This is a genomic window from Cupriavidus sp. FW306-01-F10A, from assembly GCF_058782785.1.
Window position 1 is genome coordinate 210,253 of the sequence record NZ_JBYSYA010000008.1, and the last position, 25,509, is coordinate 235,761.

The 25,509-nt window shown below is 65.8% G+C and carries 20 protein-coding genes; 2 read left to right on the forward strand and 18 right to left on the reverse strand.

The annotated features are described in order from the left end of the window. Positions 1-16: 16 nt before the first annotated feature. The 12 genes from ccoN to ugpB form a co-directional block, all read right to left on the reverse strand. The gene (gene ccoN, locus AC3WLF_RS14645; RefSeq protein WP_010809470.1) at positions 17-1,465 is read right to left on the reverse strand and encodes a cytochrome-c oxidase, cbb3-type subunit I; all 1,449 of its coding nucleotides are present in this window, start codon (positions 1,463-1,465) and stop codon (positions 17-19) included. A 155-nt stretch (positions 1,466-1,620) separates the two neighbouring features. Then, entirely contained in the window at positions 1,621-1,767 is a 147-nt protein-coding gene (gene ccoS, locus AC3WLF_RS14650; RefSeq protein ID WP_010809469.1) for a cbb3-type cytochrome oxidase assembly protein CcoS, read from the reverse strand. Between the two features lie 3 nt (positions 1,768-1,770). Beyond that, a complete protein-coding gene (locus AC3WLF_RS14655; protein WP_492358427.1) occupies positions 1,771-4,341 on the reverse strand; it encodes a heavy metal translocating P-type ATPase in 2,571 nt (856 codons plus the stop codon). Positions 4,342-4,446: 105 nt separating this feature from the next. After that, complete coding sequence (gene zapE / locus AC3WLF_RS14660; RefSeq protein ID WP_013957184.1) at positions 4,447-5,544, reverse strand: cell division protein ZapE; 1,098 nt, start codon at positions 5,542-5,544, stop codon at positions 4,447-4,449. A gap of 90 nt (positions 5,545-5,634) precedes the next feature. Then, positions 5,635-7,059: a dihydrolipoyl dehydrogenase gene (gene lpdA / locus AC3WLF_RS14665; protein ID WP_492319908.1), complete on the reverse strand. Its 1,425-nt coding sequence runs from the start codon at positions 7,057-7,059 to the stop codon at positions 5,635-5,637. 102 nt (positions 7,060-7,161) lie between these two features. After that, complete coding sequence (gene odhB / locus AC3WLF_RS14670; protein WP_492358428.1) at positions 7,162-8,400, reverse strand: 2-oxoglutarate dehydrogenase complex dihydrolipoyllysine-residue succinyltransferase; 1,239 nt, start codon at positions 8,398-8,400, stop codon at positions 7,162-7,164. A gap of 89 nt (positions 8,401-8,489) precedes the next feature. Then, complete coding sequence (locus tag AC3WLF_RS14675; protein WP_492319906.1) at positions 8,490-11,342, reverse strand: 2-oxoglutarate dehydrogenase E1 component; 2,853 nt, start codon at positions 11,340-11,342, stop codon at positions 8,490-8,492. Between the two features lie 329 nt (positions 11,343-11,671). Further along, positions 11,672-12,418, reverse strand: a complete 747-nt coding sequence (gene ugpQ, locus AC3WLF_RS14680; protein ID WP_492319905.1) for a glycerophosphodiester phosphodiesterase — start codon at positions 12,416-12,418, stop codon at positions 11,672-11,674. A 1-nt stretch (position 12,419) separates the two neighbouring features. Further along, the gene (locus AC3WLF_RS14685; protein WP_010809462.1) at positions 12,420-13,520 is read right to left on the reverse strand and encodes a sn-glycerol-3-phosphate import ATP-binding protein UgpC; all 1,101 of its coding nucleotides are present in this window, start codon (positions 13,518-13,520) and stop codon (positions 12,420-12,422) included. A 37-nt stretch (positions 13,521-13,557) separates the two neighbouring features. Next, on the reverse strand, positions 13,558-14,406 hold the full coding sequence (gene ugpE / locus AC3WLF_RS14690) for a sn-glycerol-3-phosphate ABC transporter permease UgpE (RefSeq protein WP_010809461.1): 849 nt from the start codon (positions 14,404-14,406) through the stop codon (positions 13,558-13,560). A 12-nt stretch (positions 14,407-14,418) separates the two neighbouring features. Next, positions 14,419-15,300, reverse strand: a complete 882-nt coding sequence (gene ugpA / locus AC3WLF_RS14695) for a sn-glycerol-3-phosphate ABC transporter permease UgpA (RefSeq protein ID WP_010809460.1) — start codon at positions 15,298-15,300, stop codon at positions 14,419-14,421. Between the two features lie 151 nt (positions 15,301-15,451). Further along, positions 15,452-16,768, reverse strand: coding sequence for a sn-glycerol-3-phosphate ABC transporter substrate-binding protein UgpB (gene ugpB, locus AC3WLF_RS14700; RefSeq protein ID WP_492356945.1), 1,317 nt, complete (start codon positions 16,766-16,768; stop codon positions 15,452-15,454). A 190-nt stretch (positions 16,769-16,958) separates the two neighbouring features. Between ugpB and AC3WLF_RS14705 the strand changes: the two genes are divergently transcribed. After that, positions 16,959-17,750, forward strand: a complete 792-nt coding sequence (locus AC3WLF_RS14705) for an HAD-IIB family hydrolase (RefSeq protein ID WP_492319903.1) — start codon at positions 16,959-16,961, stop codon at positions 17,748-17,750. A 74-nt stretch (positions 17,751-17,824) separates the two neighbouring features. Here the strand turns inward: AC3WLF_RS14705 and ntrC are convergent, their stop codons facing one another. From ntrC to AC3WLF_RS14725, 4 genes are all read right to left on the reverse strand, one after another. Beyond that, positions 17,825-19,372: a nitrogen regulation protein NR(I) gene (gene ntrC / locus AC3WLF_RS14710; RefSeq protein WP_492319902.1), complete on the reverse strand. Its 1,548-nt coding sequence runs from the start codon at positions 19,370-19,372 to the stop codon at positions 17,825-17,827. An 87-nt stretch (positions 19,373-19,459) separates the two neighbouring features. Next, a complete protein-coding gene (gene glnL, locus AC3WLF_RS14715) occupies positions 19,460-20,638 on the reverse strand; it encodes a nitrogen regulation protein NR(II) (protein WP_492319901.1) in 1,179 nt (392 codons plus the stop codon). A 4-nt stretch (positions 20,639-20,642) separates the two neighbouring features. Continuing rightward, the gene (locus tag AC3WLF_RS14720; protein ID WP_492319991.1) at positions 20,643-21,218 is read right to left on the reverse strand and encodes a DUF4124 domain-containing protein; all 576 of its coding nucleotides are present in this window, start codon (positions 21,216-21,218) and stop codon (positions 20,643-20,645) included. Positions 21,219-21,360: 142 nt separating this feature from the next. After that, positions 21,361-22,776, reverse strand: a complete 1,416-nt coding sequence (locus tag AC3WLF_RS14725) for a 3-hydroxylaminophenol mutase (protein WP_010809454.1) — start codon at positions 22,774-22,776, stop codon at positions 21,361-21,363. A gap of 452 nt (positions 22,777-23,228) precedes the next feature. Between AC3WLF_RS14725 and AC3WLF_RS14730 the strand changes: the two genes are divergently transcribed. Next, a complete protein-coding gene (locus tag AC3WLF_RS14730; protein WP_010809453.1) occupies positions 23,229-23,693 on the forward strand; it encodes a rhodanese-like domain-containing protein in 465 nt (154 codons plus the stop codon). Between the two features lie 71 nt (positions 23,694-23,764). Here the strand turns inward: AC3WLF_RS14730 and AC3WLF_RS14735 are convergent, their stop codons facing one another. Together AC3WLF_RS14735 and AC3WLF_RS14740 are read right to left on the reverse strand one after the other, a co-directional pair. Further along, on the reverse strand, positions 23,765-24,589 hold the full coding sequence (locus AC3WLF_RS14735) for a competence/damage-inducible protein A (RefSeq protein ID WP_492358429.1): 825 nt from the start codon (positions 24,587-24,589) through the stop codon (positions 23,765-23,767). A 12-nt stretch (positions 24,590-24,601) separates the two neighbouring features. After that, the gene (locus AC3WLF_RS14740) at positions 24,602-25,501 is read right to left on the reverse strand and encodes an EI24 domain-containing protein (RefSeq protein ID WP_492352272.1); all 900 of its coding nucleotides are present in this window, start codon (positions 25,499-25,501) and stop codon (positions 24,602-24,604) included. Between the last annotated feature and the right edge of the window lie 8 nt (positions 25,502-25,509).

Sequence of the window (25,509 nt, forward strand, 5' to 3'; positions counted from 1 at the left end):
TTCTATCCTGGATTGATCAGTGGGCAGAGGCAGTGATGCTGGCCGGAATCGGCGCATCCACTGCGGGCTTGCCGACGATGGTCTTGAGCACGTTGTAGGCCATCAGCAGCATGCCGGACAGGAAGCACAGGCCACCCAGCAAGCGAATCAGGTAGAACGGGTACTTGGCCTTGACCGCTTCGACGAAGGCATAGGTCAGCGTGCCGTCAGGCTGCGTGGCGCGCCACATCAGGCCTTCCATCACCCCGGCGATCCACATCGAGGCGATATACAGCACCACGCCGATGGTCGCGATCCAGAAGTGCCACTCGATCAGCCGGACGCTGTACATCTGCTTCTCGCCGAACAGACGCGGGATCAGGTAGTAGAGCGAGCCGATCGAGATCATCGCGACCCAGCCCAGCGCGCCCGAGTGCACGTGACCGATGGTCCAGTCCGTGTAGTGCGAGAGCGCGTTGACGGTCTTGATCGACATCATCGAGCCTTCGAACGTGGCCATGCCGTAGAACGACAGCGCCACCACCAGGAACTTCAGGATGGGGTCGGTGCGCAGCTTGTGCCAGGCCCCCGACAAGGTCATGATGCCGTTGATCATGCCGCCCCACGACGGCGCCAGCAGGATCAGCGAGAACACCATGCCCAGCGACTGTGCCCAGTCCGGCAGCGCGGTGTACTGCAGGTGGTGCGGGCCGGCCCACATGTAGGTGAAGTTCAGCGCCCAGAAGTGGACAATGGACAGGCGGTAGGAGTAGATCGGGCGCTCGGCCTGCTTGGGAATGAAGTAGTACATCATCCCCAGGAAGCTGGTGGTCAGGAAGAAGCCCACGGCATTATGGCCGTACCACCATTGGATCATCGCGTCCTGCACGCCGGCATAGGCCGAGTAGGACTTCCACAGCGACACCGGCATCTCGATGTTGTTGACGATGTGCAGCAGCGCGATGGTCAGGATGTAGGCGCCGAAGAACCAGTTGGCGACGTAGATATGCCGGGTCTTGCGCTTGACGATGGTGCCGAAGAACACGATCGCGTAGGCCACCCAGACCGCGGTGATCAGCAGGTCGATCGGCCATTCCAGTTCCGCGTATTCCTTGGAGCTGGTGATCCCCAGCGGCAGCGTGATGGCGGCGGCGACGATGACCAGCTGCCAGCCCCAGAACGTGAACGCGGCCAGCGGGCCGCAGAACAGGCGGGCCTGGCAGGTGCGCTGAACCACGTAGTACGAGGTCGCGAACAGCGCGCTGCCGCCGAAGGCGAAGATCACCGCATTGGTATGCAGCGGCCGCAGCCGGCCAAACGACAGCCAGGGTGTGTTGAAATTGAGTTCGGGCCAGATCAGCTGTGCTGCCAGCAGCACGCCGACGGCCATGCCGACGATCCCCCAGACTACCGTCATGACAGCGAACTGTCTTACGACGCCGTAATTGAAGGTGTCGACGCGTGAAGACGCGGCAGTGACATCCATTCAGACCCCCAAAGCTTAGAGAAAAGAAAAAACCTACTGACAGTGTGACTTTAGAAAAACCATGCTGCGTGTGCGTTGATCTTTATCAAGTCGCTCAGGGCATGCATGGAACCTGCGTGCTGGACCCCGGTCGGAGGGCGCGCCGCGCGGCAGGTTCATGGCTTGTCGTTGTCCAGCAGGATCGATTCGGCGGGCCGGTCCAGGTCGTCGTACTGCCCGGCATGGAGGGCCCACCACAGCGCGCCCGCGATGACCACGACAAGCACCAGGCTCATCGGCACCAGCAGGTAAAGCGTTTCCATCAGTCAGACTCCCTTGTGGCGCGGCTTGCCGGCGCGCAGCAGGCGCCAGGCATTGGCCACCACCAGCAACGACGACAGCGACATGCCGATGCCGGCCATCCAGGCCGTGACCAGCCCCGTCGCTGCGAGCGGGATGGCCACCACGTTGTAGAAGAAGGCCCAGCCCAGGTTCTGGCGCACCACCCGGCGCGTCCGGCGCGACACCGCCAATGCGGTGGCGATCTCGGCCACGCCGCCGTGCGTCAGCACCGCGTCCGCACCGGCCTGGGCCAGCGGCGCGCCGCTGCCGATGGCGATCGACACCTGGGCCTGCGCCAGCACCGGCGCATCGTTGATGCCATCGCCCACGGCCAGCACCACCGCCCCGCCCTGCTGGAGCCGCGCGACGTAGTTGCGCTTGCCTTCCGGGGTGACCGCGCCGGCCACGCAGGCTATGCCGAAGTGCGATGCCCACCAGTGGACCGCTTCGGCGTGATCGCCCGATACCAGGTGGCAGCGCACGCCCAGTTCGCGCAGCCGCGTGAGCAACTGCGGCGTCTGCGTCCGCTCCACATCGGCCAGGACGAAGCGCGCCAGCAGACCCGCTGGCGCGCCCAGCCACACCACGGTGGCGCCAGGATGGTCCGCGTCGCTGCGCCAGGTGTCCGGTGCCTGGCCGCTGTCGGGCGCCAGCGCCGCGACAAAGTCGGCGCGGCCGAGCCGCAGGCGTTGGCCATCGACGATCGCCTCCAGGCCCTGGCCCGGGACGTTGCGCATGTCGGACACCTGGAGCGGCATGCCGGCGTTACCCTGCGCCGCGGCCACCAGCGCACGCGCGATCGGATGTTCGCCACCGCGCTCCATCGCGGCGGCCAGCGCCAGGCATCGGGTCCGATCGGCGTCAGCCAGCGGCTCGACCGCGGCCACGGCAAAGCGCCCTTCGGTCAGCGTGCCGGTCTTGTCGAGGACCACGTCGGTGACGCGCGCCAGCGTCTCCAGCGCGTGGCCGCGTGTCAGCAGCACGCCGCGGCGCGACAGCGCCGCACCGGCCGCGGCCAGTGCGGCCGGCGTTGCCAGTGACAAGGCGCACGGGCAACTGACCACCAGCACCGCAATCGTCACCAGCAAGGCGCGCGACGGATCGATCCAGAGGCCCCATACCAGCCCGGTCAGCGCCGCCAGCCCCAGCAGCGTCGCCACGAACCAGCCCGCGACGCGGTCGGCCAGCGTGGCCAGGCGCGGCTTTTCAGCCAGCGCGCGGTCCAGCACCGCGACGATCTCGGCCAGGCGGGTGCCGGCGCCGACGCGTGTGATCCGCAGTTCGAGCGGGCTTGCCGTATTGAAGCTGCCGGCCAGCACGGTCTCGCCGGCGGCGCGGCGCACCGGGCGGCTCTCGCCGGTCAGCATGGATTCGTCGAGCTCGCTCGCGCCCGCCACCACGGCGCCATCGGCGGGAACGATCTCGCCGGCCTTGACGCGGATCAGATCGCCCGCACGCAGGCGCGCGACCGGCACACGCTCGCCGGCCGCACCCGTCGCGACCAGCCGTTCGCAGGTGGCCGGCAGCTGGCGCGCCAGCATCTCGGCGCCGCTGCGCGAGGCCTGGCGCACGCGCAGTTCCAGGTAGCGGGCCAGCAGCAGGAAGGCGACGAACATCGTCACCGAATCGAAATACACCTCGCCCACTCCGCGCACCGTGGCCAGCGCGCTGGCGGCAAAGCCGGCGCCGATGCCGATCGCCACCGGCACGTCCATGCCCATGTGGCGCTGGCGCAGGCTGCGCCAGGCACCGGCAAAGATCGGCGAGGCGGCATAGAACACCACCGGCAGCGTCAGGGCGAAACTGGCCCAGCGCATCAGCTGGAGCTGGCCAGGGTCGATGGTGGCCTCGTGCGTGTAGATCGGCCACGCATACATCATGACCTGCATCATGCCGAGCATGGCCACCGCCATGCGCATCAGCAGCCCGCGGCGCGCGCGGCGGTCCTGCTGGTCGGTGCGCGAGACTTCGAACGGCCAGGCCATGTAGCCGATGCCGGCCAGCGCGGCCAGCAGCCCCGCCACCGTCTGGGCGCCGTCGCGCCAGCGCACCACCACGCGCCGCGTGGCGACATTAGCGACCGCGGACTCAACGCCCGGCTGGCGGCTCAGGTGCTGTTCGATCAGCCACGCGCAGGCGGCACAGCGGATGCTCTCGGGCGCCAGCGTGATCTCGGCGCGGCCGCTGTCCAGCGGGCGGACAAACTGGGCGCGCAGCTCAGGGGTGTCGTAGGCGGCCCAGATCGGTTCGGCCTCGCGCCGGGCGCCGTCGTCGATGGGACGGGCGAAGCGGGCTTCATCCCCGTACAGGTGGGCGAAGCCGGCCGCATGGAGGGTCTGCGCCAATGCCTGGCAACCGCCGCAGCAGAACACCCGGCGGCTGCCGTCCAGCTCGGCGGCAAGCGGCTCGGCGTCCGTGACGGGCAGGCCGCAATGGAAGCAGGCCAGCCGCGCACCGGCGCCGGACGCAGCCGGGCCCACGGCATCACGGAGCGCGGACGGCGGGTACGGTGCCAGCAAGCTGGCTGAAGGACTGGTGACTGGGGGCGACGACATGGGAACCTTTTTCTACCCGATGGAGGGTATATGCGGGTCCCCGAATCGACCTTGATATAGGTCAATGCGGCCCGGCAATCGTCGCGCCGGGCCGGAAAACAACGCTCAGGTGAGCGTGGTATCCATGGTGCGGCGCTCGGATTCCAGGTATTCGCGCGATTGCATCTCGATGATGCGCGATACGGTCCGATGGAACTCGTTGGCCATCTGGCCTTCGGTGTAGAGTTCGTCCGCGGGCACTTCCGCCGACATCAGCAGCTTGACCTTGTGGTCGTAGAAGACATCGATCAGCCAGGTGAAGCGGCGTGCCTCGGACGACATGCGTGGCGTCATGCGCGGCACGTCGGACAGGATCACGGTGTGGAACTGGGACGCCAGCTCCAGGTAGTCGTTCTGTGAGCGCGGGCCGCCGCACAGCGTGGCAAAGTCGAACCACACCACGCCGTTGGCCTTGCGCAGCGCACGCAACTCGCGATGCTCGATATGCAGCAGCGGCGACTCGTCGGCCACGCCGGCGATCGAGGTGAAGGCGTCGCGCAGCGCGGAACTGGCCTTGGCGCCGAGCGGCGTGTGGTACGCCTGCACCTGCTCCAGCGCGCGCTTGCGATAGTCGATGCCCGCGTCGACGTTGAGCACATCGAGCTTCTGCTGCAGCAGCGCGATGGCCGGCAGCACGCGGTCGCGGTGCAGGCCATCCGGATACAGCAGGTCCGGGCGGTAGTTGGAGGTCATAACGAACTGCACGCCGTTCTCGAACATCTGCTGCAGCAGCCGATGCAGGATCATCGCGTCGGCGACGTCGCTGACGTGGAATTCATCGAAGCAGATCAGCCGGAAGCGGCGCGCGATGCGTTTGGCCAGCTCATCCAGCGGATCGGGACGCCCGCGCAGCTCTTCGAGCTGGCGATGGACCTCGCGCATGAACTCATGGAAATGCAGCCGCGTCTTGCGCACCACCGGCACGCAGGTATAGAAGCTGTCCATCAGGAAGGACTTGCCGCGCCCCACCCCACCCCACAGGTAGACGCCCTTGGGCACGTCGGGACGGACCAGCAGCTTCTTCAGCGCATTATTGCGGCGGCTCTTGTAGGCCACCCATTCGTCGTAGCACTGCTGCAGCCGGGCCACGGCGCGCAATTGCGCTTCGTCGGACTGGTAGCCGCGCTCCTTCAGTTCCTTCTCGTAGTACTCGGTGACGTTCATGCTGACGGGTTCCTGCGGCACGGGCCGCAAGTGAAAACGGCGCGCCGCGGATGCGGCGCGCCGGTACTCAGGCAATGCGAAGCATGCGCCTTACATATTAAGCTGACGCTTGTCGACGGCCAGCGCGGCTTCGCGCATGACTTCCGACATCGACGGGTGCGGATGGCAGACGCGGCCGATATCCTCGCTGGCGGCCTTGAACTCCATCGCCACCACGGCTTCGGCGATCAGGTCAGAGGCGTTGGCGGCAACGATGTGCACGCCCAGGATTTCATCGGTCTTGGCGTCGGCCAGCATCTTGACGAAGCCGTCGGCGTGGCCCATGCCCAGTGCACGGCCGTTGGCCATGAACGGGAACTGGCCGGCCTTGTACTCGCGGCCTTCGGCCTTGAGCTGGGCTTCGGTCTTGCCTACCCATGCAATTTCAGGGAAGGTGTAGATCACCCACGGAACGCAGTTGTAGTCGATGTGCGGCTTCTGGCCGGCGATGCGCTCGGCCACGGCCACGCCTTCGTCCTCGGCCTTGTGCGCCAGCATCGGGCCGCGCACCACGTCGCCGATGGCCCACAGGCCCGGCACCTTGGTGGCGCAGTGGTCGTCCACCTCGATGAAGCCGCGCTGGTCCGCGGCCAGGCCGACGGCGTCGAGGCCCAGGTTGTCGGTATTGGGCACGCGGCCCACCGACACGATCAGGCGATCGACCTCCAGGGTCTGCGCCTTGCCGTCCTTGTCGGTGTACTTGACGGTCACGCCGTTCTTGCCGGTCGTCACTTCGTTGACGTTCACGCCGAGGCTGAACTTCAGGCCCTGCTTGGTCAGCTGCTTCTGCGCTTCCTTGGCCACGCCTTCGTCGGCGGCGCCCAGGAACGCGGGCAGTGCTTCCAGCACGGTCACTTCGGAACCCAGGCGGCGCCACACCGAGCCCAGCTCCAGGCCGATCACGCCGGCGCCGATCACGCCCAGCTTCTTCGGCACTGCGGGGAACTTGAGCGCGCCCTCGTTATCGCTGACCAGGTCGTTGTCGACCTTGATGCCCGGCAGGTGGCGAGCCTTCGAACCGGTGGCGATGATGACCTGCTTGGCGGTCACGACTTCACCGGCAACGTCGACCTGGAAGCCTTCGGCGCTCTTGCCGACGAACTTGCCGTAGCCCTTGAGCAGCGTCACCTTGTTCTTGCGGAACAGGAACTCGATGCCCTTGGTCATCTTGCCGACGATGTCGTCCTTGCGCTTGAGCATCTTGGCCACGTCGACCTTGACGTCGCCCACGGTGATGCCGTGGTCGCCCAGGTGGTGCTGGACGTTCTCGAACTCTTCCGAGGAAGCCAGCAGCGCCTTGGAGGGGATGCAGCCCACGTTCAGGCAGGTGCCGCCCAGGCGGGCTTCGCCCTTGGGATCGTCATACGGGTTGCCTTCGCAGCAGGCCACGTTCAGGCCCAGCTGGCCGGCACGGATGGCGGCGATGTAGCCGCCGGGGCCGGCGCCGATCACCAGCACGTCGAATTGTTTGCTCATGGAAATTCCTTTGTGGGCGCCGGCGACAGCTTGTGCCGACGCGCCTTCATCACGGGGGAAGCGCGCCCCGCGCACGGCAGACGTGCGCGGGGGGACCGTTGATTACAGGTCCAGCAGCAGGCGGGCCGGATCTTCCAGCGCGTCCTTCATGGCCACCAGGCCCAGCACAGCTTCACGGCCGTCGATGATACGGTGGTCATACGACATCGCCAGGTAGTTCATCGGGCGGATCACGATCTGGCCGTCTTCCACCACCGGGCGGTCCTTGGTGGCGTGCACGCCCAGGATGGCCGATTGCGGCGGGTTGATGATCGGGGTCGACAGCATCGAGCCGAACACGCCGCCGTTGGAGATCGAGAAGGTACCGCCGGTCAGTTCTTCCAGCGACAGCTTGCCGTCACGGGCCTTGACGCCGAACTCGGCAATCTTCTTCTCGATGTCGGCCAGGCTCATCTGGTCGGCATTGCGCAGGATGGGCACCACCAGGCCGCGCGGCGAGCCCACGGCGATGCCGATGTCGAAGTAGCCGTGGTAGACGATGTCGTTGCCGTCGATCGAGGCATTGATCAGCGGGAACTTCTTCAGCGCGTGCACCGCGGCCTTGACGAAGAAGGACATGAATCCCAGCTTGACCCCGTGTTCCTTCTCGAAGCGGTCCTTGTACTTGTTGCGCAGGTCCATCACCGGCTTCATGTTCACTTCATTGAAGGTGGTGAGGATGGCGTTGGTCGATTGCGATTGCAGCAGGCGCTCGGCGATACGGGCGCGCAGGCGGCTCATCGGCACGCGCTCTTCCGGGCGGTCGCCCAGCGCGGCGAAGTCGACCGGGGCCGAAACCTGCTGCAGCGCCGGCTTGGCGGCAGCCGGAGCCGGAGCAGCCTTGGCGGCCGGAGCAGCAGCAGCGGCCAGCGCGTCACCCTTGGTGATGCGGCCGTCCTTGCCGGTGCCTGCAACCTGGCCAGCCGACAGGCCGGCTTCTGCCATCAGCTTGGCAGCCGACGGCATCGCCACACCACCTGCGGCGGCAGCAGCGGCCGGTGCCGGGGCAGCGGCGGCAGGTGCCGGAGCGGCAGCAGCCGGTGCGGCGGCGCCAGCGGTGGCTTCGGTGTCGATCTTGGCGATGATCTCATCGGCCACGACGGTGTCGCCGTCGTTCTTGACGATAATCGACAGGACACCAGCCGACGGGGCCGGCACTTCCAGCACGACCTTGTCGGTTTCGATCTCGATCAGGATTTCGTCCTGTGCAACAGCCTCGCCCGGCTTCTTCTTCCAGTTGAGCATGGTCGCTTCGGCGACCGATTCGGAGAGCTGCGGAACCTTGACGTCAACGATAGCCATGGTTGTGAATTCCTCGTGTTATGCGTGTTGTCTTTATGCTGGCTATGCCACGGCGGCCGTCTGCGCGCGCCGCCGTGGCTGCCGCTTGATTACTTGGTCAGAACAAAGCCCTTGAGCTTGGCGAAGGCAGCATCCAGCAGCGCCTTCTGTTGCTCGTTGTGCTTTGCGTAGTAGCCCACTGCCGGCGAAGCCGAAGCGGGACGACCGGCATAACCGAGCTTCTGGCCATCCGTCATGTTTTCCATGATGTAGTGCTGCACGAAGAACCAGGCACCCTGGTTCTGCGGCTCGTCCTGGCACCACACGATTTCGGTGGCGTTCGGATACTTCTTGAGTTCTGCTGCCACGGCCTTGTGCGGGAACGGATACAGCTGTTCCAGGCGGATCACCGCCGTATCGTTGGCCTCGCGCTCCTTGCGCGTGTTGACCAGGTCGTAGTAGACCTTGCCCGAGCACATGATGACGCGCTTGACCTTGCTGGCGTTGAGCTCTTCGTGGTCAGGGATGACCGTCTCGAAGTGGCCCTTGGCCAGGTCCGACAGCGGCGACACGGCGTCCTTGTTACGCAGCAGCGACTTCGGCGTCATGATCACCAGCGGCTTGCGGAACAGACGGATCATCTGGCGGCGCAGCAGGTGGAAGATCTGGGCCGGCGTGGTCGGCTGGCAGACCTGCATGTTGTGGTCCGCGCAAAGCTGCAGGAAGCGCTCGATACGGGCCGAGCTGTGTTCCGGGCCCTGGCCTTCGTAGCCGTGCGGCAGCATCAGCGTCAGGCCGGAGGCACGGCCCCACTTCACTTCACCCGACGAGATGAACTGGTCGATCACCACCTGGGCGCCGTTGACGAAGTCGCCGAACTGGGCTTCCCAGATCACCAGCGCGTTCGGTTCGGCGGCCGAGTAGCCGTATTCGAAGCCGAGCACGGCTTCTTCGGACAGCACCGAGTCGATCACCGTGAACGGTGCCTGGTTTTCCGACACGTTCTGCAGCGGCACGTAGCTGCCGGCATCCCAGCGCTCGCGCGCCTGGTCGTGCAGCACGGCGTGGCGGTGGGTGAAGGTGCCGCGGCCGGCGTCCTGGCCGGTGATACGTACCGGGTAGCCCGACGACACCAGCGAGGCGAAGGCCAGGTGCTCACCCATGCCCCAGTCCAGCGGCTGGTCGCCGCGGCCCATGTTGGCGCGGTCCTTGACGACCTTCTCCACCAGCGGGTGCAGCTTCAGGGTCTCAGGCGTGGTGGTGATGCGTTCGGCCAGGCGCTTGAGCTCGGTCACCGGCACGGCGGTGTCGGCGGCGTCGGTCCACTTGCGGTTCAGGAACGGCATCCAGTCCACGGCGAACTTGTTCTTGAAGTTCGACAGGACGGGGTCGGCGGTGTGCTTGCCGGCGTCCATCGCAGCGCGGTATTCCTTGACCTTCTCGTCGCCGAACTCGGCCGGGACCAGGTTCTGCGCGGCCAGCTTGTCGGCGTACAGCTTGCGCGTGCCGGGGTGCTGGGCGATCTTCTTGTACATCAGCGGCTGCGTGACCGCCGGGGTGTCCTGCTCGTTGTGGCCCAGCTTGCGGAAGCAGATGATGTCGACCACGACATCCTTCTTGAACTCCATGCGGAAGTCCACGGCCAGCTGCATGGCGTACACCACCGCTTCGGGATCGTCGCCGTTCACGTGCAGCACCGGGGCCTCGATCATCTTGACCACGTCCGTGCAGTACAGCGTCGAACGCGCGTCGCGCGGGTCGGAGGTGGTGAAGCCGATCTGGTTGTTGATGACGATGTGCATCGAGCCGCCCGTGCCGTAGCCGCGGGTCTGCGCGAGGTTCAGCGTCTCCATCACCACGCCCTGGCCGGCAAAGGCCGCGTCGCCGTGCACCTGCACCGGCAGCACTTCCTTGTGGCCGACTTCGCCGCGGCGTTCCTGGCGGGCCTTGGCCGAGCCTTCGACCACCGGGTTGACGATTTCCAGGTGCGACGGGTTGAACGCCAGCGACAGGTGGACCGGGCCGCCTTCGGTCGAGACATCGCTCGAGAAGCCCTTGTGGTACTTGACGTCACCGGCCGGCAGGTCGTCGACGTGCTTGCCTTCGAATTCGGCGAACAGGTCGGCCGGCATCTTGCCCAGCGTGTTGACCAGCACGTTCAGACGGCCGCGGTGGGCCATGCCGATCACGATTTCCTGCACGCCCTTGCTGCCGGCGTGCTGGATCAGCTCGTCCATGGCGGCGATGAAGCTTTCGCCGCCTTCCAGCGAGAAGCGCTTCTGGCCGACGTACTTGGTGTGGAGGAAGCGCTCCAGGCCTTCAGCCGCGGTCAGGCGGTCCAGGATGTGCTTCTTCTTTTCCAGCGTGAACACGGGCTTGGAACGCGTGGTTTCCAGGCGCTCCTGCCACCAGCGCTTCTGCGCCTGGTCGCTCACGTACATGAATTCGAAACCGATGGTGCCGCAGTAGGTTTCGCGCAGGTTGTTGAGCAGCTCGCGCAGGCTCATCGACTCCTTGCCAAAGTAGGTATTGCTGGCATTGAAGACGATGTCGAGGTCTGCTTCGGAGAAGCCGTAGAACGCCGGGTCCAGGTCCGGCAGGGGCGGACGCTCCTGGCGCTTGAGCGGGTCCAGGTCGGCCCAGTGCGAACCGATGTTGCGGTAGGCGGCGATCAGCTGGGTGGCAGCGACGCGCTTGCGGCCCATGTCGGAATCGGCCGAGGCAACGATGGTCTTGATGGGGCCTTGCTTGGCGCGCTCGGCGAACGAGGCAACGATGGGGGCGTGGGGGATATCCCGGCCGTTCGAGCCGTCGACCGCAGGAACGTTCTGCATGGCGTCGAAATACGCGCGCCAATTGTCGGGAACCGAGGCGGGGTTCTGGAGGTAGGCCTCGTACAGTTCTTCGACATACGGGGCGTTACCGCCGAAGAGGTACGAGTTGCTCTGATACTGCTGCATCATGGGACGCTCACTATTCTCCGGGAATGCCGGAGTTCAGCGGGTTATTCAACCTTCCGCGACACGGCTTGACCGGTTAGCGGATCGCAAACAACTCTTGGGAGCCCAACTGAGGCGCCTACACAAACGGCACCGCTTGGGTGCCGCGTGTGATGGCTTCCTCACAAGGCCCGAAAGGGCAAGTTGTGCGGGGAAGGACCTAAAGTCTTCACGGCGGTAAGAATAGCATGAATTGCCTTTGATCAATGTGGACTTTTCGCGATACGAAACACCTACCCACGACAATTCGGTTCGCAATCAGCGAACTAGCAACACCCGCACAACAATTTGAATCAAGGCGCGATCTGGTCGACGGCGTCTGTGATCAGCCCGTCCAGGCCCCAGGCCAGCAACTGCGCCGCCCGCGCCGGATCGTTCACGGTATAGCAGAGGACCCGGAAACCGGCCGCGTGCGCGGCGGCGATCACGCCGGCATCCAGTTCGCGGTGGTTGGCATCCAGCGCCACGCAGCCCAGCCGGCGCAGCCGCTCCAGCCAGTCCGCGGGCAGCTGGTCGAGCAGCAGCGCGCGCGGCAGGTCTGGCGCGACGCGCGCCGCGGCGGCCAGCGCCTCCTCAGAAAACGATGACAGCAGCGGCGGCACCGCGGCACCCGCCCACAGCGACTGCGCGTCCAGCGCCACCGCCGCACCGGTGCGCGCCTCGGTGCCGGGCACTGGCTTGATCTCGATATTGACCATCAAGCTGTTGGCCCGGGTATAGCGTGCGATGGCCGCCAGCGTCGGCACGGGCTCGCCGGCGAAGGCGGGGCTGTGCCACGTGCCGGCGTCTAGCTGCGCGAGTTCGCCCAGTGTCAGCGCATCCACCCTGCCCTGGCCGCTGGTGGTGCGGTCCAGCGTGGCGTCGTGCATCAGCACCGGCTTGCCGTCGGCCGACAGCTTTACGTCGAACTCGAACATCCGGTAGCCAAAGCCGGCGCCGTGGCGAAGCGCTGCCAGCGTATTCTCCGGCGCCAGCTTGCCGGCGCCGCGGTGCGCGATATGGCTCGGGTACCGCCAGGCAGTGTCGGTTACGCTGGTCATGTCAGGCCTCGATGCGCTTGCCCGTATCGGGCGCAAAGAAATGCAGGTGCTCCGCCGACGACGTCACCGGCAGGCGGTCGCCGGCGCGCACGTGCGCATGGCTGTCCAGCCGCACCACCACCGCCTGTCCGCCGAGCGAGCCATAGGCGAAGGAATCCGCGCCGAGGGCCTCGACCACGCGCACATCGACTTCGGCGATGGCCTCATGCGCGGCGCACGGCTCGATATGCTCCGGGCGCAGCCCCAGCAGTGCCTGCTCCGGCAGGTGCAGCCCCATCGGCAGGTGCCCCAGCGTGGCGTTGGCAGCCTCGCCCTCCTTCGCCACCACGCGCATCTGCGCGCCCGTGTCGCCGCCGGCGTTGCGCGCCACCGGGATCAGGTTCATCGGCGGCGAGCCGATAAAGCCGGCCACGAAGGTGCTGGCCGGACGCGAATAGACTTCCAGCGGCGTGCCGATCTGCTCGACGCGTCCGGCGTTGAGCACCATCATGCGGTCGGCCAGCGTCATCGCCTCGACCTGGTCGTGCGTGACGTACAGGCTGGTGGTGCCCAGGCGCCGGTGCAGCTCCTTCAGTTCCAGCCGCATCTGCACGCGCAGCTTGGCGTCCAGGTTGGACAGCGGCTCGTCGAACAGGAACACCGCCGGCTCGCGCACGATGGCGCGGCCCATGGCCACGCGCTGGCGCTGCCCGCCCGACAACTGGCGCGGCTTGCGGTCCAGCAGCGGCGCCAGCTCCAGGATGCCGGCGGCATGGTTCACCCGCTGCGCGATCTCGGCCTTGGCCATGCCGCGGATCTTCAGGCCGTAGGCCATGTTGTCGTACACGCTCATATGCGGATAGAGCGCGTAGTTCTGGAACACCATGGCGATGTCCCGCTCGGCCGGCTCCAGGTTATTGACGACTTTGTCGCCGATATGGATTTCTCCGCCGGTAATGGTTTCCAGCCCCGCCACCATGCGCAGCAGCGTGGACTTGCCGCAGCCCGAGGGGCCGACGATGACGATGAATTCGCCGTCGGCGATCTCCATGTCGATGCCGTGCACCACCTGGACGCTGCCGGCGTAGGTTTTCTGAACGTTGCGTAGCGACAGTTTTGCCATTGCTGTTGTCCTGCGCGTGGCTCGTGGCCACCGCGCCTTATTTTTCCGTTTCGACCAGGCCCTTGACGAACCACTTCTGCATCAGCACCACCACCACCGCCGGCGGGATCATCGCCAGCATCACGGTGGCCATCACCAGGTTCCAGTCGGTGGCCGCGTCACCCGAGCGCGAGATCATCTGCGTCACGCCCACCACCACCGGCGTCATCGACTTCTGCGTGGTGATCAGCAGCGGCCACAGGTACTGGTTCCAGCCGTAGATGAACTGGATCACGAAAAGCGCGGCGATGCTGGTGCGCGACAGCGGCAGCACCACGTCCCAGAAGAATCGCAGCGGCCCGGCGCCGTCGATGCGCGCGGCCTCGGCCAGCTCGTCCGGAATGGTCAGGAAGAACTGGCGGAACAGGAAGGTGGCGGTGGCCGACGCGATGATCGGGACCGTCAGGCCAAAGTAGCTGTCGAGCATGCCGAGGTCCGACACCACCTTGTAGGTCGGCAGAATGCGCACTTCGACCGGCAGCATCAGCGTGATGAAGATCAGCCAGAAGAAGGTCTTGCGCAGCGGGAACTTGAAATAGACGATGGCAAAGGCCGAGATGATCGAGATCGCGATCTTGCCCAGCGCAATGCCCAGCGCCATGATCAGGCTGTTCTTCATCATGGTCGAGACCGGCGATGCGGCCTCGCCCACGCCCTGGAACAGCACGGTGCGATAGTTCTCGATCAGGTGGCTGCCTGGGATCAGCGTCATCGGCGCGTCCAGCACCTCTTCGGCGGTCAGCGTGGACGCGACGAAGGTCAGGTACACCGGGAACACCACGATCACGATGCCCAGGATCAGCACCGCGTGGCTCAGGAAATCAAGGAAGGGGCGACGTTCTACCATGTGCTGTCTCCGTCAGTACTGGACCTTGCGTTCAACATAGCGGAACTGCACCACGGTCAGCGCGATCACGATCACCATCAGCACCACCGACTGCGCGGCCGAGCCCCCGATGTCCATGCCGCGGAAGCCATCATGGAAGACCTTGTAGACCAGCGTGTTGGTCGAATTGAACGGGCCGCCGTGGGTGACCGCGTCGATGATCGCGAAGGTATCGAAGAACGCGTAGACCACGTTGATCACCATCAGGAAGAAGGTGGTCGGCGACAGTAGCGGGAACATGATCGACCAGAAGCGGCGCCATGGGCCGGCGCCGTCGATCGCGGCGGCCTCGATCAGCGAGCGCGGGATGCTCTGCAGACCCGCCAGGAAGAACAGGAAGTTGTAGCTGATCTGCTTCCAGGCGGCGGCCAGCACCACCAGCAGCAATGCCTGGTCGCCATTGAGCAGGAAGTTCCATTCCACGCCGAGCTTGCGCAGCGCATAGGACACCACGCCCAGCGTCGGGTTGAACATGAACATCCACAGCACGCCGGCCACGGCCGGCGCCACCGCATACGGCCAGATCAGCAGCGTCTTGTAGCCGACGGCGCCGCGGATGATGCGGTCGGCAAAATAGGCCAGCAGCAGCGCGGTAGTCAGGCCCACCACGGTCACGCCCACGGCAAAGATGGCGGTGGTCTGGAACGACTCCACGTACAGCGGGTCGTTCCACAGCATGCGGAAGTTGTCCAGGCCGACAAACTCCAGGTTGATGCCGAAGGCATCCTGCTGCAGCATCGACTGGTACAGCGCCTGCCCGGCGGGCAGGAAAAAGAAGATCAGCGTGATCGCGATCTGCGGCAAGACCAGCAGATACGGCAGCCACGGCGAACGGAAAACGACGCGTTTTTCCATGAACGGATTCCGGCGAATGCCGCGGGTCGCGGCATCGGACTAGGTACGGATGCGGACAGTCCCGATCGGTCCGAAGGGGCCGTCCACAATGCAAGCGGGCGGAGGTTTCGCCACCGCCCGCTTGTCACATCAGCTTGCTGGCTATGCCGGCTTACTCGCGGGCAGTCTTCTGGAAGCGCTCCAGCAGATCATTGCCGCGGGCCACGGCCGAGTCCAGCGCCGCCTTGGGCTCCTTCTTGCCGGCCCAGACGGCTTCCAGTTCCTCGTCCACCACGGTGCGGATCTGCACCATGTTGCCCAGGCGCACGCCGCGCGACTTGTCGGTGGTCTTGACCACCATCTGCTGCACCGACACATCGGCACCCGGGTTCTTGTCGTAGTAGCCCGATTTCTTCGTCATCTCGTAGGCGGCCATCGTCACCGGCAGGTAGCCGGTGGCCTGGTGCCAGTCAGACTGGATCTCGGGGCGCGACAGGAAATTGAAGAACTTGGCCACGCCCTTGTACTCGTCGGGCTTCTTGCCGCCCATCACCCACAGCGAAGCGCCGCCGATGATGGTGTTCTGCGGGGCGCCCTGCACCTCCGGGTAGTACGGCAGCTGTGCCACCGCGAACGCGAACTTGGCGTTCTTGCGGATATTGGCCAGCGATGCCGACGAGCCGGTGAACATCGCGCACTCGCCGTTGTAGAACTTGGCCTGCGACTCGGCCTTGCGCCCGCCGTAGCTGAAATAGCCCTTCTTCACCATGTCCTGCAGGTTGGTGATGTGCTTGACGTGCAGCGGGCTGTTGAAGACCAGGCGCGTGTCGGTGCCGCCGAAGCCGTTGTTCTTGGTCGCATACAGCGTGTTGTGCCAGGCCGAGAAGCTCTCCAGGTGGACCCAGCCCTGCCAGTCGGTGGTGTAGGCGCAGTTGGTGCCCGAGGCCTTGAGCTTGGCCGAGTACTGCATCACCTCGGGCCAGGTCTTGGGCGGTTTTTCCGGATCCAGGCCGGCCTTCTTGAAGGCGTCCTTGTTGTAGTAGAACACCGTGGTCGAGCTGTTGAACGGGAACGACAGCATCTCGCCCTTGGACGAGGTGTAGTAGCCCGCCACCGCCGGGATATAGGCCTTCTGGTCGAACTTCTCGCCGGCGTCCTTCATCACCGCCGACACCGGCTTGATCGCGCCCTTGGCGCTCATCATGGTGGCGGTGCCCACTTCAAACACCTGCAGGATGGCGGGCGAGCCGCCGGCGCGGAAGGCCGCAATGCCCGCGGCCATGGTTTCGTCGTAGTTGCCCTTGTTGACCGGCACCACCTTGTATTCGGACTGGCTGGCGTTGAACTTGTTGGCGATCTCGTTCACCTTGTCGTTCAGGGCCCCCTGCATGGCGTGCCACCACTGGATTTCAACGGCGGCGTGGGCGCTGCCGGCCCCGGTCAGGGCTGCCAGCGCTGCGAGTTTGAGCACGGTACGGGAAAAGGACATCGGTGGCTCTCCTTTGGTCTGTCTGTTCCGGCGAAAATCCGACAGTATGTGATTTTTTTGTGACAGCGGCATGTTACGCCTGTCGCACCTGCGCTAGCAAATCAGCAGATTCACCAGTATGGCCAGTACGATGCCTTTTGCAGTGCAATAAGGGAAATTGCCGCCAGATCCGCGGTTACAATGGCCCGCCATGCAATCCCTGAATAAGCTCTCTAATTCCGTGCTGCAGCGCGTGCGCGGCGTGCTGACCGACATCGACGGCACCCTGACCACCGACGGGCGGCTGCCGGCCTCGACCTACCTGGCGCTCGACGGGTTGCGCCGCGCGGGCCTGCACGTGATCCCGGTCACCGGGCGCTGCATCGCCTGGGCCGAGATCCTGACCCGGCTGTGGCCGGTCGACGCCATCATCGGCGAGAACGGTGCGTTCTACTCGCACCTGCACAACGGCCGCCTGCAGACCCGCTTCCTGGACGATGCCGCCACGCGCGCGCGCAACCTGGCGCGCATCGAAGCGCTGGGCCAGCACATCGTGCGCGAAGTGCCGGGCTGCGCGCTGGCCTCGGACCAGGCCTGGCATGCCGCCGACCTGGCCATCGACCATGCCGAGGACGTCGCGCCGTTGCCTGCAGACGCCGTGGCCCGCATCGCCGCCATCATGCGCGAGGCCGGCATGACCGCCACGGTCAGCTCGATCCATGTCAACGGCTGGTTCGGCCTGCACGACAAGCTGTCGATGAGCAGGCTGTGCGTGGCCGAACTGCTGGGCGAAGACGTGGACGCGCGCCGCGACGAATGGCTGTTTATCGGCGATTCGGCCAACGATGCCAGCATGTTCGCCCACTTTCCGCTGTCGGTTGGCGTGGCCAATGTGCGCGACATCCTGCCGCAGCTGCCGGTGCCGCCGGCCTATATCACCGCAGCGGCCGGTGGCGAGGGCTTTGCCGAGATGGCGCAGCGGCTGGTCGAAGCGCACGGCTGAATACCCCACGCATAACAAAAAAACCGGCCGGGAAAGTCCCGGCCGGTTTTTCTTGTCACCCGCCCTGCCCTGGCTCAGTCGAACCCAAGCTCCTGCAGCTTGCGCGTGATGGTATTGCGCCCGATCCCGAGCCGGGTCGCCGCCTCGACGCGGCGCCCGCGCGTGACACCCAGCGCGGCCTCCAGCACCGCCTTCTCGAAGCGGCGCGTCAGCACATCCATGACCTCCGGCTGGCCGGCTTCGAGCATTGCCCGTGCCTCGCCGGCGAGCAGGCTTTCCCAGCCGGCCGGGGCCAGGGCCGGGACCACCGTCGCCACGGACGCGGGCCGGACTGCGGTGGCCGTGTCGGCCTCTGCCACCGGCGTCGCATACCCGCCGTAGTCGGCCAGGTCAGGCGCGCTTTCATACTCGGGCGCACGCGCTTCGGCAACGCGCTCGGGCCGCGGCGCATTGACCGGCTCGCTGGTGCCGGCTTCCAGCATCTCGCGTGGCAGGTCCTTGACCTCGATGGTCTGGGCCGGCGCCATCACGGTCAGCCAGTTGCACAGGTTCTCCAGCTGGCGCACGTTGCCGGGGAACGGCAGCGTGCTGACATAGGCCAGCGCTTCGTCGGACATGCGCTTGGGCTCGACGCCCAGTTCCTTGGCGCTCTTCTGCAGGAAATGACGCGCCAGCAGCGTGATGTCCTCCGGGCGTTCGCGCAGCGGCGGCAGGCGCAGCCGGATCACGTTCAGGCGGTGGAACAAGTCCTCGCGGAACAGCCCTTCCTTGACGCGCAGCTCCAGGTTCTGGTGGGTGGCGGCAATCACGCGCACATTGGCGCGCAAGGGGTTGTGGCCGCCGACACGATAGAAGTTGCCATCGGACAGCACGCGCAGCAGGCGCGTCTGCAGGTCGAACGGCATGTCGCCGATTTCGTCGAGGAACAGCGTGCCGCCCTCGGCCTGCTCGAAGCGGCCGCGCCGCATGGTCTGCGCACCGGTGAAGGCGCCGCGCTCATGGCCGAACAGTTCGGATTCGAGCAGGTCCTTGGGGATGGCTGCGGTATTGAGCGCGATAAAGGGCCCGTTGGCGCGCGGGCTGTGCTTGTGCAGCGCGCGTGCGACCAGCTCCTTGCCGGTGCCGGACTCGCCGGTGATCATCACCGTCACGTTGGACTGCGAGAGCCGGCCGATGGCACGGAACACGTCCTGCATCGCCGGCGCCTGGCCGAGGATCTCGGGCGCATCGACGAGGCGGTCGTCCAGCTCTTCCTCACGCAGGCTTTCTTCGAGCGCGCGGCGGATCAGCTCGACCGCCTTGTCGACATCGAAGGGCTTGGCCAGGTATTCGAAGGCGCCGCCCTGGAACGCGGCCACGGCGCTGTCCAGGTCCGAGTAGGCCGTCATCACGATGACCGGCAGGCCCGGATGCCGGGCCTTGATGGCCTGCAGCAGGTCCAGGCCCGATCCGCCGGGCATGCGGATATCCGATATCAGCACCTGGGGCTGGTCTTCTTCCAGCGCGGCCAGCGCATCCCGCACATTGGTGAAGCTGCGCGAGAGCAGGCTTTCACGGGCCAGGGCCTTTTCCAGGACCCAGCGGATTGATTGATCGTCGTCGACTATCCAGATCGGCTTCATGTGCGTCGCTTGTCTGCTCGGTGTCATTTGGTCTTCCGCATGCCCGGCCACGGCGGATGCACCATCGCTCGCGGACGCCGGCAAAAGCTAGTGCAGCGGCAGCAGGATGCGGAAGTCGGTACAGCCCGGCCTGCTCTCGCATTCGATCAAGCCCTCGTGCTGCTGCACGAAGGTTTGAGCGAGTGTGAGACCGAGTCCGCTGCCGCCATCCCTGCCCGATACCAGCGGATAGAAGATGCGTTCGCGGATGTCTTCGGGAATTCCCGGGCCGTTGTCGATGACATGCAAGTCCAATGCCAGCTTGAACAAGCGCTTGGCAATCGTGACCTGGCGCGCCACGCGCGTGCGCAGCACGATCTGCGCATCGCCGCGCGCCATGCGGTCGGCCAGCGCCTGCGCGGCGTTGTGCACGATGTTGAGCACGGCCTGGATCAGTTGCTCCATGTCGCCCTGCAGCTCGGGCAGGCTGGCGTCGTAGTCGCGCACGATCTCCAGCCCGTTGGGAAACTCCGCCAGCACCACCGAGCGCACGCGCTCCAGCACTTCATGGATATTCAGGCTGGACACGATATGCGGATGCCGGTGCGGCTCCAGCAGCCGGTCCACCAGCGTCTGCAGCCGGTCCGATTCCTTGATGATGACCTGCGTGTATTCGCGCAGCGAGCGCTCCGGCAGCTCGAACTCCAGCAGCTGCGCCGCGCCGCGGATGCCGCCCAGCGGGTTCTTGATCTCGTGGGCCAGGTTGCGGATCAGTTCCTTGTTGGCCGAGGTCAGGTCCAGGATGCGCTCTTCGCGTTCGCTGCGCACCTTCTGTTCATTGGGCAGGATTTCCACCACCACGGTGTCGCCCACCGCTTCCAGCGCGGAGATCACCACGTGCACATGGGCCGGCTCCTGCAGCGGCGGGTGCAGGATCAGGTCCTGCCGGCGCACGTCGAACTGCCGCGTGACCACGGTGTCGATCATGCTGTGCAGCTCGTCGGAACGCCCGAACAGGTCAGGCAGCGTCAGCTCCACCATGCCCTTGCGCGACACGCCGAAGGTGGCTTCAGCCGCCGGGTTCGCAAAGACCACGCGCAGCCCCGGCTGCTGCACCAGCAGCACCGGGTTGGCCACTACGTCCAGGCCGGCATGGAACGCCACGGCGCCCATGGTCAGCACCTGGGCGCTGCCTTCGGCCGGCGCCGCGTCAGCCGCCGGCGATTCGCCACGGGCGCCGTCGGCACCGCCGGCCTTGCGCGACACTCCGCGAATCAGGCGACGCATAAGACTAGTCCTTCAAATTGCCAAGCTCGCGCCGCAGCGACGCCGCATTGGCCTCGCTGCGGGCGATGTCGTCGCGCAGCGCTGCGGTGCGGTCGAGGTATTTCTGATAGTTGCGCTCATTGCCCTGGCGCTCCGGCTGGCCGTTGTTGTACTCGGCGCGCAGCGCCTGCAGCTTGGCCTCTTCGGCCTGCAGCTCCTGCGCGAGCACCGCGCGGCGCTCGCCGTCGCGGCTCTTTTGCGTGGCGCTGTCCACGCGCGGGAAGCTGGTGCCTCCAGCCGCCGCGCCGGCGGTGCTGCCAGCGCCCTTGGCCGGCGCAGCGATGCGCCCGCCCGGAACCGTCACCACCTCCGGCAGTTTCAGCTTCTTGCAGCCCTTGCCGGCGTTGCCATTGCGATACTCGGGCACGCCATTGGGCCCGGTGCAGACATAGACGTCCGAGGACTGCGCGGCAGACTGCCCGGCCCATGCGCCCAGCGTCAGCGCCACGGCACTCACCAGAACAGGGAATCCGAGACGAAATTGGTGCAGAGAGCGGGGCAAGGTCAGGGTCCGGCAGGCCGTGCGTGAAGAGGCGTCCATGAACATGGCGTTAGGTTTGAACGGGGGTGGGAACACGATTCCCCATTCTAGCGAGCAAAGCAAAAAGGGACAGCCGAAGCCGCCCCTTTCTGGTGCAACTGTTGCCCGGTCACAACCTGTGTCATTCCCGGGCAAGGGCCGCTTACAGCGAGTAGTACATTTCGAACTCGACCGGGTGCGTGGTCATGCGGAAACGCGTGACTTCTTCCATCTTCAGTTCGATGTAGGCATCGATCATCGAGTTCGAGAACACGCCGCCGCGGGTCAGGAACTCGCGGTCGTTGTCCAGGTACTCCAGCGCCTGGTCCAGGCTCGAGCACACGGTCGGGATCTTTGCATCCTCTTCCGGCGGCAGGTCGTACAGGTTCTTGTCGGCAGCTTCGCCCGGGTGGATCTTGTTCATCACGCCGTCCAGGCCGGCCATCAGCAGCGCCGAGAAGCCCAGGTACGGGTTCATCAGCGGATCCGGGAAGCGGGTCTCGATGCGGCGGCCCTTCGGGTTGGCCACGTACGGGATGCGGATCGAAGCCGAGCGGTTGCGGGCCGAGTAGGCCAGCTTCACCGGAGCTTCGAAGCCCGGCACCAGGCGCTTGTACGAGTTCGTGCCCGGGTTGGTGATGGCGTTCAGGGCGCGGGCGTGCTTGATGATGCCGCCGATGTAGTACAGCGCGAATTCCGACAGGCCGGCGTAGCCGTTGCCCGCGAACAGGTTCTGGCCGTCCTTCCACACGGACTGGTGCACGTGCATGCCCGAACCGTTGTCGCCGACGATCGGCTTCGGCATGAAGGTGGCGGTCTTGCCGTAGGTGTGGGCGACGTTCTGGATCACGTACTTCTGCATCTGGGTCCAGTCGGCGCGCTGCACCAGCGTGCTGAAACGGGTGCCGATTTCGTTCTGGCCCTGGCCAGCCACTTCGTGGTGGTGGACTTCAACGGGGATGCCCAGCGATTCCAGGATCAGGCACATTTCCGAACGCATGTCCTGGAAGGTGTCGATCGGGGCGACCGGGAAGTAGCCGCCCTTCTTGCCCGGACGGTGGCCGCTGTTGCCATGCTCGAATTCCTTGGCCGACGACCACGGGGCTTCTTCGGAGTGGATCTTCACGAAGCAGCCTTGCATGTCGACGTTCCAGGTCACGCCGTCGAAGATGAAGAACTCGGGTTCCGGGCCAAAGAAGGCGGTGTCGCCCAGGCCGGTGCTCTTCAGGTAGGCTTCGGCGCGCTTGGCGATGGAACGCGGGTCGCGGTCATAGCCCTTGCCGTCCGACGGCTCGACCACGTCGCAGGACAGCACCAGCGTCGGTTCTTCGTAGAACGGGTCGATGTGGGCGGTGTTCGAATCCGGCATCAGCAGCATGTCCGAAGCTTCGATACCCTTCCAGCCGGCGATCGACGAACCGTCGAAGGCGTGGCCGCTTTCGAACTTGTCTTCATCGAAGTGCGACACGGGCACGGACACGTGTTGCTCCTTGCCTTTGGTATCGGTGAAACGGAAATCGACGAACTTGACGTCGTTTTCCTTCACCAGCTTCATCACGTCTGCAACGCTGTGGGCCATGCCAATCTCCTGGATATTCGGCGGAAGTCTGAGAAAGCCAATTCTTGGGCCTGTCGTCACCGGCGCCGATGCATGCTCTGCCGCGCCGTCCCGACCAGCCACGAAAGGACGAGGAATGTTAGCAGAAAGCGTGCCATGCAAACGCCCCACCGCCACCGGCAGCCCGAAAAATGTGCAACGTCGGCGAACCGCGCACCGCGGCGGCGTAAGGAAAGCAGCGGCTCCACTGCCGAGTGGCGCACCGGTTACACGCATTCCGACGTAGCGCCCCCTAATGAAACACCACAATGGTGCATCCAGCAAGGTACCGCACTGAAGCAGTGCATTTGCACCAAAAATAGTCATCAGACGCCCCAGCAGCCGGCAATGAGGTTTCGAATCGGCCCGGCGCTATAGAATAGTGTGTTGCGGCTTTGCCGCCCCCAATTCCATTCCTCAAATTTGTCACGCAGATGACCACCCGAGACGATCTCCTCCAGGCCGCCCGCCAGCGCCAACAACAGAACCAGCTCCCGTATTTCGGCGCGCTGTCGCCGCAGGAAGCCTTTGCGCTGCTGCAGAACGATCCTTCCGCCGTGCTGGTCGATGTGCGCACCCAGGCCGAGCTGGACTGGGTCGGCGGCGTTGACGTGCCGGACGCGCAGTTCGCCCATGTCGAATGGATGTCCTATCCGGGCGGTGCGCAGAATGCCCGCTTCGTCGAAGAGCTGAGGGCACGCGTGCCGGCCGACGTGCCGGTGCTGTTCCTGTGCCGCAGCGCGGCGCGCTCCAAGCACGCCGCGCGCGTGGCCACCGAAGCCGGCTACCACTTCGCCATGGATGTGCTGGAAGGCTTCGAGGGCAACCGCGACGACCACCACCACCGCAAGACTGTTGAAGGCTGGTGCGTGCGCGGACTGCCGTGGCACGGCGCCTGATCGCGGTCGGGCCAGGATGAGAGAAGGGGCAGCCAAGGCTGCCCCTTCTTCTTTTTGCGACCCGTGCCGCCTTAAGCCTGCGCCGCTTCGCGCGGCGGCTGCTCCACGGTCTCGAACCCCATCGCCTGCACGCCTGCGAGCAGCATCGCATAGGCCGGCGTCAGCAGGTCGGCCGGGCCCTTGACCCCCAGGTCGATATGGCGGCGCGCGAAGCGGTCGCCGCGCTGCACGTCGCCGACCGACGGCAGGCTGAACACACGGATGCCCGGATGCGCCGCTTCGACCGTCTCCATCAGCGGCGTCAGCGTGGACTCTGGCGCCTCGAACACGTAGAAGGCCCGCTCCTGCTGCTGCACCTGGTGGAACAGGTGCGCATAGTCGTGGTCCAGCACCCATTCCATCATCGGCCATGCCATCACCGGGAAACCCGGCATGAAGTGGTGGTGACCGACCGAAAAGCCCGGGATGCGGTTGTAGCTGTTGGGGATGATGCGCGCGCCCTCGGGGAACTCACCCATTTTGAAGCGGTGCTGGTTTTCCGGCTGGTTCAGGTCGGCTTTGACCGGGTCGCCGCCGGCGGTCTCGGCAATACGCAGCGCAATCAGCTCGCGCGCGTCGGGATGCAGCACCAGCGGCACGCCCAGCGCGGCGGCCGCGCACTGGCGGGTGTGATCGTCCGGCGTGGCGCCGATGCCGCCGGTGCAGAACACCACGTCCGGGCCGGCCAGCGTGCGCCGCAGCGTGGCGGTGATGCGGGCGCGGTCATCGCCGACGTATTCGGCCCAGTCCAGCGCCAGGCCGCGCGCGCCCAGCAGTTCGATGGTGCGGCGCAGATGCTTGTCTTCACGCCGCCCCGACAGGATCTCGTCGCCAATGACGATCAGGCCAAAACCCATATTGCCCTCGCTTCAGGAGTTTTCGATGCGGCGCACGTCGCTCGGCGCCAGGTCGATGACGTCGCCGTCAAGCGCCGGCTGGTCCGGCTGAGGCACCGGCGGCTGGGCCGGCACCGCCGCGCGCTCGGCCCGCAACTGCGCCAGAGCGCGCAGGCAGAAGTGGCCGAACCACAGCGCCGAGAAAATAAAGATCAGCACATACAGCCACAGCGTGCCGGCCAGCACGAACGGAAACAGGAAGATCACCGCCGCCGACGACACCCACAGCAGCGTCGGCGCCGAGCCCAGCAGCCCCACCGCCACCCCGATCACCAGCAGCGGCGTGCGGTGGCGGCGCACCAGCGTCTTGCGCTCTTCGGCGCTGGCGTGGTCGGCGAGCGCGTCATACGTCATCACGCGGTAGGTCAGCCAGCCCCACAGCACCGGCGGGATCAGCGCAAAGAACGGCGGGATCAGCCATAGCGGCAGCGTCACCAGCACCAGCACCAGGAACACCAGCGTGCTGCCCAGCGACTGGAGCACGCTGCCCAGGATGCTGCCGCCATGGGCCTTGGCCAGGTCCGGGTAGCTGCGCTCCAGGTGGCGCACCACCGCCGGCACCGAGAACACGCCGATAAACATCAGCATCGAGGCAATCACCAGCGGGATCGCCAGCGCCGCCACGAACAGCGGCGCCACGATGGTGCGCATCGATTGCAGGCCGAACCAGTCGAGCGCACTGTAGATCCAGCTGGTCAGGATGGAGGTTTCCAGGAAGCTGCGCGTGGCGCCCATGATGGGGTCCCAGCCCCACCAGAGCAGACCGCCCCACAGCAGCGTGGCCAGGACGAAAGGCAGCACGGTCAGCATCAGCATGCGGGGATGCAGCTGGCTGACCAGCGCGCGGCCAAACGAGCGGAAGATATCGTTCATGCAGTCGA

Excerpts from the sequence above, each read along its gene's own strand:
- AC3WLF_RS14725 (WP_010809454.1), bottom strand. The coding sequence starts at position 22,776 with ATGGCCCACAGCGTTGCAGACGTGATGAAGCTGGTGAAGGAAAACGAC.
- AC3WLF_RS14655 (WP_492358427.1), bottom strand. The coding sequence starts at position 4,341 with ATGTCGTCGCCCCCAGTCACCAGTCCTTCAGCCAGCTTGCTGGCACCG.
- glnL (WP_492319901.1), bottom strand. The coding sequence starts at position 20,638 with ATGCGTCGCCTGATTCGCGGAGTGTCGCGCAAGGCCGGCGGTGCCGAC.
- ugpQ (WP_492319905.1), bottom strand. The coding sequence starts at position 12,418 with ATGACCAGCGTAACCGACACTGCCTGGCGGTACCCGAGCCATATCGCG.
- ccoN (WP_010809470.1), bottom strand. The coding sequence starts at position 1,465 with ATGGATGTCACTGCCGCGTCTTCACGCGTCGACACCTTCAATTACGGC.
- AC3WLF_RS14740 (WP_492352272.1), bottom strand. The coding sequence starts at position 25,501 with ATGAACGATATCTTCCGCTCGTTTGGCCGCGCGCTGGTCAGCCAGCTG.
- AC3WLF_RS14675 (WP_492319906.1), bottom strand. The coding sequence starts at position 11,342 with ATGATGCAGCAGTATCAGAGCAACTCGTACCTCTTCGGCGGTAACGCC.
- lpdA (WP_492319908.1), bottom strand. The coding sequence starts at position 7,059 with ATGAGCAAACAATTCGACGTGCTGGTGATCGGCGCCGGCCCCGGCGGC.
- AC3WLF_RS14730 (WP_010809453.1), top strand. The coding sequence starts at position 23,229 with ATGACCACCCGAGACGATCTCCTCCAGGCCGCCCGCCAGCGCCAACAA.
- AC3WLF_RS14705 (WP_492319903.1), top strand. The coding sequence starts at position 16,959 with ATGCAATCCCTGAATAAGCTCTCTAATTCCGTGCTGCAGCGCGTGCGC.
- AC3WLF_RS14685 (WP_010809462.1), bottom strand. The coding sequence starts at position 13,520 with ATGGCAAAACTGTCGCTACGCAACGTTCAGAAAACCTACGCCGGCAGC.
- odhB (WP_492358428.1), bottom strand. The coding sequence starts at position 8,400 with ATGGCTATCGTTGACGTCAAGGTTCCGCAGCTCTCCGAATCGGTCGCC.
- ugpB (WP_492356945.1), bottom strand. The coding sequence starts at position 16,768 with ATGTCCTTTTCCCGTACCGTGCTCAAACTCGCAGCGCTGGCAGCCCTG.
- AC3WLF_RS14735 (WP_492358429.1), bottom strand. The coding sequence starts at position 24,589 with ATGGGTTTTGGCCTGATCGTCATTGGCGACGAGATCCTGTCGGGGCGG.
- ntrC (WP_492319902.1), bottom strand. The coding sequence starts at position 19,372 with ATGAAGCCGATCTGGATAGTCGACGACGATCAATCAATCCGCTGGGTC.
- ccoS (WP_010809469.1), bottom strand. The coding sequence starts at position 1,767 with ATGGAAACGCTTTACCTGCTGGTGCCGATGAGCCTGGTGCTTGTCGTG.
- ugpA (WP_010809460.1), bottom strand. The coding sequence starts at position 15,300 with ATGGAAAAACGCGTCGTTTTCCGTTCGCCGTGGCTGCCGTATCTGCTG.
- ugpE (WP_010809461.1), bottom strand. The coding sequence starts at position 14,406 with ATGGTAGAACGTCGCCCCTTCCTTGATTTCCTGAGCCACGCGGTGCTG.
- zapE (WP_013957184.1), bottom strand. The coding sequence starts at position 5,544 with ATGAACGTCACCGAGTACTACGAGAAGGAACTGAAGGAGCGCGGCTAC.
- AC3WLF_RS14720 (WP_492319991.1), bottom strand. The coding sequence starts at position 21,218 with ATGGACGCCTCTTCACGCACGGCCTGCCGGACCCTGACCTTGCCCCGC.